Source organism: Acidocella sp., assembly GCF_013044125.1.
Lineage (GTDB): Bacteria > Pseudomonadota > Alphaproteobacteria > Acetobacterales > Acetobacteraceae > Acidocella.
Genome location: NZ_JABEVC010000004.1, coordinates 1 through 7520, shown reverse-complemented (window position 1 = coordinate 7520; position 7520 = coordinate 1). Strand labels below are relative to the sequence as shown.

Below are 7520 nucleotides of genomic sequence, written 5' to 3'. Positions count from 1 at the left end.
TGCTGCGCGGCCGGCAGGGTGGCCCAGGAGAAGCCGACGGAATTTTGCGTGACCAGGGGCAGATTGTAGGTCTGCTTCACCACCGGGTCCAGCGCCGCATAGCGCGCGGCGAAACTCTGCCCGGCGCTGCCTGCCTTCATGGTGGCCAGCAGCGCGGCGTCCAGCGCGCTCACCGGCGCCGCCTCCGGAGGGGCGGCCGTGGCGGCCAGAGGGAAAGCAAGCGCCAGAACCAGTCCGGCGCTGCGAAATAGGTTTTTCATGGCGTGATAATCGCTGCTCACTGTGCCGGAATTGCGACCAGATCGTGGTGCGTCTCCGCCCCCAGCGCCGCAATCGCATGCGCCACGATGTCAGCCGTGGTCAGCCCCGCATCGATCAGCTGCGCCGCCGGGGCGTTGTGGTCGATCAACCTGTCAGGCAACGTCATCGGCCGGAATTTCAGCCCTGAGTCGAACACGCCGCTCCAGGCGAGGTAATGCCCGACAGCGGCGCTGAAGCCGCCGGCGACGCCGTCCTCGATGGTGATGAGCACCTCATGGTGGCGGGCAAGCTGGTTCACCAGATCGGTATCCAGCGGCTTCATGAAGCGGGCGTCAGCGACTGTGGTGGGGAAACCGCGGGCGGTCAGCTCGTCGGCGGCGCGCAGAGCGTCGGCCAGGCGCGGGCCAAGGGCGAGGATGGCGACCTTGCCGCCCTCGCGCACAACGCGGCCCTTGCCGATTTCCCACGGCGTGCCGCGCGCGGGCAGAGCGACGCCCAGCCCCTCGCCGCGCGGGTAGCGGAAGGCGGAGGGACGATCGTCAATCGCGGCGGCGGTGGCGACGGCGTGCATCAGCTCGGCCTCATCGGAAGGGGCCATGATGATCATGCGCGGCATCGGCCCGAGGAAGCAGAGATCATAAACCCCCGCATGGGTCGCGCCATCGGCCCCGACCATGCCGGCGCGGTCCATCGCGAAGCGCACCGGGAGAGATTGCAGCACCACATCATGCACCAGCTGGTCATAACCGCGCTGCAGGAAGGTGGAATAGATCGCGCAGAAGGGTGCCATGCCCTCGGTCGCCATGCCGGCCGCGAAGGTGACCGCGTGCTGCTCGGCAATGCCGACATCGAACATGCGGCCGGGGAATTTGGCCTCGAACTTGTCCAGCCCGGTGCCCGGCGGCATGGCGGCCGTGATGGCGACGATGTTGGGGTTGGCGTCTGCCTCGGCGATCAGCGCCTTGGCGAACACGTTGGTGTAGCTCGGCGGGCCGGGCGGGGCCTTGTTCTGCTCACCGGTGACGACGTTGAACTTGGAAACGCCGTGGTACTTGTCCGCCGCCGCCTCGGCCGGGGCATAGCCCTTGCCCTTTTGTGTGACGACATGCAGCAAAACCGGCTCGTGGCTGTCGGAATCGCGGATGTTGCGCAGCACGGGGAGCAGATGCTCAAGGTTATGGCCGTCCACCGGGCCGACATAATAGAAGCCCAGCTCCTCGAACAAGGTACCGCCGGTGAGGATGCCGCGGGCGTATTCCTCGGCGCGGCGCGCGGTGCGCTCCAGCGTGCGGGGGAAGCGCTTCGCCATTTTGGCCGCGAAGTCGCGCAGGGACATGAAGCTGCGCGAGGAAATCAGCTTGGAGAGATACGCACTCATGGCGCCGACCGGCGGAGCGATCGACATGTCGTTATCGTTGAGGATGACGATGAGGCGGGACTTCATGGCTCCGGCGTTGTTCATCGCCTCATAGGCCATGCCGGCGCTCATCGAGCCGTCGCCGATGACGGCAATGACGTTGCGCGGGTCGGCTTCATGCTTCAGGTCGCGCGCCACGGCCATGCCCAGCCCGGCGGAGATGGAGGTGGAGGAATGGGCGGCGCCGAAGGGGTCGTACTCGCTCTCCGAGCGGCGGGTGAAGCCCGAGAGCCCGCCGGGCTGGCGCAGGGTGCGGATACGATCGCGCCGGCCGGTGAGGATTTTATGCGGGTAGGTCTGGTGGCCGACATCCCAGATCAGGCGGTCCCGCGGGGTCTCGAACACCGCGTGGATGGCGACGGTGAGTTCCACCACGCCAAGTGAGGAGCCCAAATGCCCGCCGGTAACGGAAACGGTGTCGATGGTCTCGGCGCGCAACTCATCAGCCAGCTGCTTGAGCTGTTCGGCGGAAAGGTTACGCATGTCGGAGGGGAATTTCACCCGGTCCAGAAGCGGTGTGCGCGGCGGCATCAGATCAATCCTCCGGTACGCCGCGCCAGTGTCATCCGCATTATCCTCTTTATCCTTCACTCAAACCAAATAACCAAAACCTGTGTCAGCAGAGGCACAGCATCCGGTTCACCGTTCATTTACTGCCACATAAGCGACGCGCAACCGAATTGCCAGCGCCCCTTAACCTGCCGCCAGCCCGATTTGTTCAGCCGCGGAAGAGCAGGTATGAAGGTTCTCCTTACACTGCTGCTTGCGGAATTGGCAGGCAATGACCTAATGCACCTATCAGAAAGATGAACAGCGTGACAGACCGGCAACAGGATTCTTAAGATGGACGGCTCAAACTCTCCCAAAACGATGCGTGTGATACTGGCGCAGCCCCGCGGCTTTTGCGCCGGGGTGGAGCGCGCGATCGACATCGTGGAACGCGCGCTGGTGAAATTCGGCCCGCCAATTTATGTGCGCCATGAAATTGTGCATAACCGCCATGTGGTGGAGGACCTGCGGGCGCGCGGCGCCGTGTTCGTGGACGAGCTCGACGAGGTACCCGATGGCGCGATGACCGTGTTTTCCGCCCACGGCGTGGCCCGGAAGGTGGAAAATGCCGCCAAAACCCGCGAACTTCCGGTGATTGACGCCACCTGCCCGCTGGTCGCCAAGGTGCACGCCGAAGGCCGCCGCTACGCCGGGCAGGGCCGCGAGATCGTGCTGATCGGCCACGCCGGACACGCCGAGGTTGAAGGCACGATCGGCCAGATCGACGGCACAGTCTACCTGGTGCAGACGGTTGAGGACGCCACGGCGCTCCAGGTAAAAACCCCTGAAAAACTCTCCTACATCACCCAGACCACGCTCTCGGTGGATGATACGCGCGGGATCATCGCGGCGCTGAAAGCGCGTTTCCCCGCCATCGTGGGGCCGGATGTGCGCGATATCTGCTACGCCACCCAGAACCGCCAGGAGGCGGTGCATCACCTGGCCGAGTTGGTGGACCTGATTTTGGTGGTGGGCAGCAAGAATTCCTCCAACTCCAAACGCCTGCAGGAGATCGGCGCCGAGCTTGGCCGGCCGAGCTACCTGATTGACGATGCGGCGCATCTGCAGGCGGCGTGGTTCGAGGGAATTCGCACCGTCGGTCTCACCGCGGGCGCCTCCGCGCCGGAAGTGCTGGTGCAAGGCGTGATCGAGGGCCTGCGGCGGTTCGGCCAGGTGGAGATCGAACTGCTGGCCGGCACGCCGGAAGACGTGAAATTCAAATTACCGGCCGAAGTGGCCGAAGTCTAAGGACAGCAAACATGGTTCCGTTAAGTCAGGCCCTTAAAGTTGGCGCCTATGTGGTGAAGCAGCACATCACCGGCGTGAAGCGCTACCCGATGGTGTTGATGCTGGAACCGCTGTTCCGCTGCAACCTGGCGTGCGCGGGCTGCGGCAAGATCGATTACCCCTCGGATATTCTCAACCAGCGGATTTCAGTGGCTGATGCCATCGAGGCCGCGCGCGAATGCCCGGCGCCGATCATCGCCATCGCCGGTGGCGAACCGCTGCTGCACAGGGAGATGCCGCAGATCGTGGATGCCTATCTGAAAATGGGTAAATACGTGATTCTCTGCACCAACGCGCTGCTGCTGGAGAAGAAGATCGACCAGTACAAGCCGCACAAGAATTTCTGCTGGGACATTCACCTGGATGGCGACAAGCAGATGCATGATAAATCCGTCGACCAGGACGGGGTTTATGAGCGCGCTGTCGAGGCGATCCAGCTCTCCAAGGCCAAGGGCTTCCGCACCAGCATTAACTGCACGCTGTTCGAGGGCGCGGACCCGGACCGGGTGGCGGCATTCCTCGACACCGTCGCGGACATGGACATTGAGGGCGTGATGACCTCGCCTGGTTACGCCTATGAGCGCGCGCCGGACCAGGAACACTTCCTCAACCGCACCCGCACCAAGGAACTGTTCCGGGCCATCTTCAAACGCGGCGTCGAGAGCAAGAAGCGCGGCAAGAAGTGGAAATTTACCCAAAGCCCGCTGTTTTTGGACTTTTTGGCCGGCAACCAGAGCTATGCCTGCACCCCCTGGGGCAACCCGACGCGCAATGTGTTCGGCTGGCAGCGCCCCTGCTACCTGCTGGGCGAGGGCTATGCCAAAACCTACAAGGAGCTGATGGAGAGCACCGACTGGGACAAATACGGCGTCGGCAATTACGAGAAATGTTCCGATTGCATGGTGCATTCCGGTTTTGAGGCCACCGCGGTAATGGATTCGGTGAAAAGGCCATGGAAACTGGCGGCCCTGGCGATCAAGGGCATGAAACTGGACGGCGCGATGGCGCAGGACATTCCTCTGGACAAGGCGCGCAAGGCCGAGTTCGTGTTCTCCAAGCATGTGGAGACGAAAATGGCCGAAATCGACGCGAAAAAGGCTGCGCGGGTCGCGGCGGAATAAAGCCCGGCGGCGATGAGCAAGGCCATCGCCCATCTGAGCACCGCCGACCCCCTTTTAGGCGCGCATATCGTGCGTATCGGGCGGATCAAACGCGATCCGCCCCAATTTTCCGAGCCCTACCCTGCCCTGCTCTCCGCCGTCGCGCACCAGCAGTTGCACGCCCGCGCCGCTGAGGCCATTCTGGGCAGGCTGAAAACGCTTAACGGCGGCGCCCTGCCATCCCCTGCGGCCATGCTGGCCCTGCCCGAGGAAGCCCTGCGCGGCTGCGGCTTTTCCGCGAGCAAGATGGCGGCACTGCGCGACATTGCCGCCAAGGCGGCCGATGGCACCATCCCCTCGCGCGCCCGCGCGCTCCGCCTGACCGATTCCGAGCTGATCGGGCGGCTGACCAGGATTCGCGGCGTCGGGCAGTGGACCGTGGAAATGCTGTTGATCTTCACACTGCGCAGGCCGGATGTGCTGCCAGTAGATGATTTCGGCGTGCGCGAGGGTTACCGATTGCTGCATGGGCTGGCGGCGCAACCCAAGCCAAAGGAGCTGGCGCGGATCGGGCAGGTTTGGGCGCCTTACCGCTCAACGGCAGCGTTGTATCTGTGGCGGGCGGCGGATCTGGCCAAGCTGACCGCCAAATAAAAACCAAATAAAAACGGCGCCCAAAGGCGCCGTTTTCAGTGTCAGTGCTGTAAAATCAAGCGCTCTTCGCCATGATCTCGTCCGCGATGTTGCGCGGCACGGGGTCGTAGTGATGGAACTGCATGGTGAAGGACGCGCGGCCCTTGGTCATGGAGCGCAGGTGCGAGATGTAGCCGAACATTTCCTTCAGCGGCACATGCGCGCGCACGATGATGGTGGAGCCCGAGGACTCCTGGTTCTGGATCATGCCGCGGCGGCGGTTCAAGTCGCCCACCACGTCGCCCACATGGTCCTGCGGGGTGGTGATTTCGACATCCATGATCGGCTCGAGGATGATCGGGCTGGCTTTCTTCATGCCTTCGCGGAAGCAGGCCTTGGCGGCGATTTCGAACGCCAGGGCGCTGGAGTCAACGTCATGGTACTTGCCGTCAACCAGGGTGTACTTGAAGTCCACAGTGGGGAAGCCCGCGAGCACACCGGTTTCAGCCTGGTTGCGGATGCCTTTTTCCACCGCCGGGATGTATTCCTTCGGCACCGTGCCGCCGACAACCTTGTTCTCGAACAGGACGCCCTCGTTGCGCTCCTGCGGCTCGAACACGATCTTGACTTCAGCGTACTGGCCCGACCCGCCGGACTGCTTCTTGTGGGTGTAGGTCTCGGTATGCGCCTTGGAAATCGTCTCGCGATACGCCACCTGGGGCGCGCCGATGTTGGCATCCACGCCGTATTCGCGGCGCAGACGGTCAATGATGATTTCCAGATGCAGCTCGCCCATCCCGGAGAGAATGGTCTGGCCGGTTTCCTGGTCGGTCTTCAGGCGCAGGCTCGGGTCTTCACCCGCCAGCTTCTGCAGGCCGAGGGTCATCTTCTCGATGCCTTCCTTGGTCTTCGGCTCGACGGAAATGTCGATCACCGGAACCGGGAACGCCATGCGCTCCAGCACCACCGGGTCCTCGGCGGCGGCCAGGGTGTCACCGGTGCCGGTGTCCTTCAGCCCGACGAAAGCCGCGATGTCGCCCGCGTGCACTTCCTTGATTTCCGCGCGCTTGTCAGCGTGCATCTGGAACATGCGGCCAATGCGCTCGCGGTGGCCCTTGGTGGTGTTCATCACCGTGTCCGAAGACTTCAACGTGCCGGAATATACGCGCACGAAGGTCAACGTGCCGTATTTGTCGTTAATGATCTTGAACGCGAGACCGGAGAACGGGGCGTTCGGGTCAGCCTTGATGCGGCGCGCGTTCGGGTCGTCCTCCTGGCCTTCTTCCGGGGCAACGCGGATGCCGGGAACGTCCACCGGGCTCGGCAGATAATCGAGCACGGCATCCAGCAGCGGCTGCACGCCCTTGTTCTTGAAGGCGGTGCCGCACAGCACGGGGCGGAAGGCCCCGGTGATGGTGCCGGCCTTGATGCAGCGCTTCAGGGTCTCGATGGAGACATCGCCCTTGTCGAAATACTCTTCCATCGCCGCGGTATCGACCGAGAGCGCGGTGTCCAGCAGGAGCTGGCGGTATTCCTCGGCCTGGGCCTTGAGGTTCTCGGGGATTTCCTCGTCATGGAACTTCGCGCCCAGCTCGCCGCCTTCCCAGATGATCGCCTTCATCTCGATCAGGTCGACCACACCGAGGAAACCATCCTCAATGCCGATGGGGAGCTGCAGGGGCAGCGCGATGATGTCCAGCTTCTCCTTCAGCGTGGCGAAAGCGCGGAAAAAATCCGCGCCGGTACGGTCCAGCTTGTTGATGAAGATGATGCGCGGCACGTTGTAACGGTCGGCCAGGCGCCAATTGGTCTCGGACTGCGGCTGCACGCCGGCCACGCCCTCGATGATGAAGATGGCGCCGTCGAGCACGCGCAAGCTGCGGTTAACTTCAATGTTGAAGTCAATATGGCCGGGGGTGTCGATGATGTTGATGCGGTGGTCTTTCCACTCGCAGGTCACAGCCGCGGAGGTGATGGTGATGCCTCGCTCACGCTCCTGGTCCATGTAATCGGTCGTGGTATTGCCGTCATGCACCTCGCCGATTTTGTGCGACACGCCGGTGTAATACAAAATCCGCTCGGTTGTGGTGGTTTTGCCGGCATCAATATGCGCGGTGATCCCGATATTGCGGATCTTGCCAAGGTCGAAATCAGCCATCAAAGCCTCCACGGGCGAGGAAAAAACAAAAGGGTACGGCGCCACTCATCGAGCAGCGCGCGCTGCCCGGCTTTTGCGGCAGCGCGGGCCGTTTGGCAACCCCGTTCCCTGCATG

5 protein-coding genes and 1 pseudogene are annotated in these 7520 nt (G+C 63.1%); 3 read left to right on the top strand and 3 right to left on the bottom strand.

The features are described from left to right. Both HKL97_RS00250 and dxs read right to left on the bottom strand, forming a co-directional pair. A pseudogene (locus tag HKL97_RS00250) lies at positions 1 to 260 on the bottom strand (hypothetical protein); the annotation flags it as partial. 17 nt (positions 261 to 277) lie between these two features. Next, positions 278 to 2209 carry a 1-deoxy-D-xylulose-5-phosphate synthase gene (dxs, locus tag HKL97_RS00245; protein WP_291421686.1) on the bottom strand — a complete coding sequence of 644 codons (1932 nt, stop codon included), beginning with the start codon at positions 2207 to 2209 and terminating at the stop codon, positions 278 to 280. A gap of 312 nt (positions 2210 to 2521) precedes the next feature. On the opposite strand from dxs, the gene ispH reads away from it, so the two are divergent. From ispH to HKL97_RS00230, 3 genes are read left to right on the top strand one after another with little or no spacing between them, the layout of a single operon-like run. Then, a complete protein-coding gene (ispH, locus tag HKL97_RS00240; RefSeq protein WP_291421684.1) occupies positions 2522 to 3475 on the top strand; it encodes a 4-hydroxy-3-methylbut-2-enyl diphosphate reductase in 954 nt (317 codons plus the stop codon). A gap of 11 nt (positions 3476 to 3486) precedes the next feature. Beyond that, positions 3487 to 4635, top strand: a complete 1149-nt coding sequence (gene hpnH, locus HKL97_RS00235) for an adenosyl-hopene transferase HpnH (protein WP_291421682.1) — start codon at positions 3487 to 3489, stop codon at positions 4633 to 4635. A gap of 12 nt (positions 4636 to 4647) precedes the next feature. Then, on the top strand, positions 4648 to 5268 hold the full coding sequence (locus HKL97_RS00230; protein WP_291421680.1) for a DNA-3-methyladenine glycosylase: 621 nt from the start codon (positions 4648 to 4650) through the stop codon (positions 5266 to 5268). A gap of 55 nt (positions 5269 to 5323) precedes the next feature. Here HKL97_RS00230 and fusA read toward each other — a convergent pair whose 3' ends face one another. Further along, positions 5324 to 7405, bottom strand: a complete 2082-nt coding sequence (gene fusA, locus HKL97_RS00225) for an elongation factor G (RefSeq protein WP_291421678.1) — start codon at positions 7403 to 7405, stop codon at positions 5324 to 5326. Positions 7406 to 7520 lie beyond the last annotated feature (115 nt).

Excerpts from the sequence above, each read along its gene's own strand:
- dxs (WP_291421686.1), bottom strand. The coding sequence starts at position 2,209 with ATGCCGCCGCGCACACCGCTTCTGGACCGGGTGAAATTCCCCTCCGAC.
- hpnH (WP_291421682.1), top strand. The coding sequence starts at position 3,487 with ATGGTTCCGTTAAGTCAGGCCCTTAAAGTTGGCGCCTATGTGGTGAAG.
- ispH (WP_291421684.1), top strand. The coding sequence starts at position 2,522 with ATGGACGGCTCAAACTCTCCCAAAACGATGCGTGTGATACTGGCGCAG.
- HKL97_RS00230 (WP_291421680.1), top strand. The coding sequence starts at position 4,648 with ATGAGCAAGGCCATCGCCCATCTGAGCACCGCCGACCCCCTTTTAGGC.
- fusA (WP_291421678.1), bottom strand. The coding sequence starts at position 7,405 with ATGGCTGATTTCGACCTTGGCAAGATCCGCAATATCGGGATCACCGCG.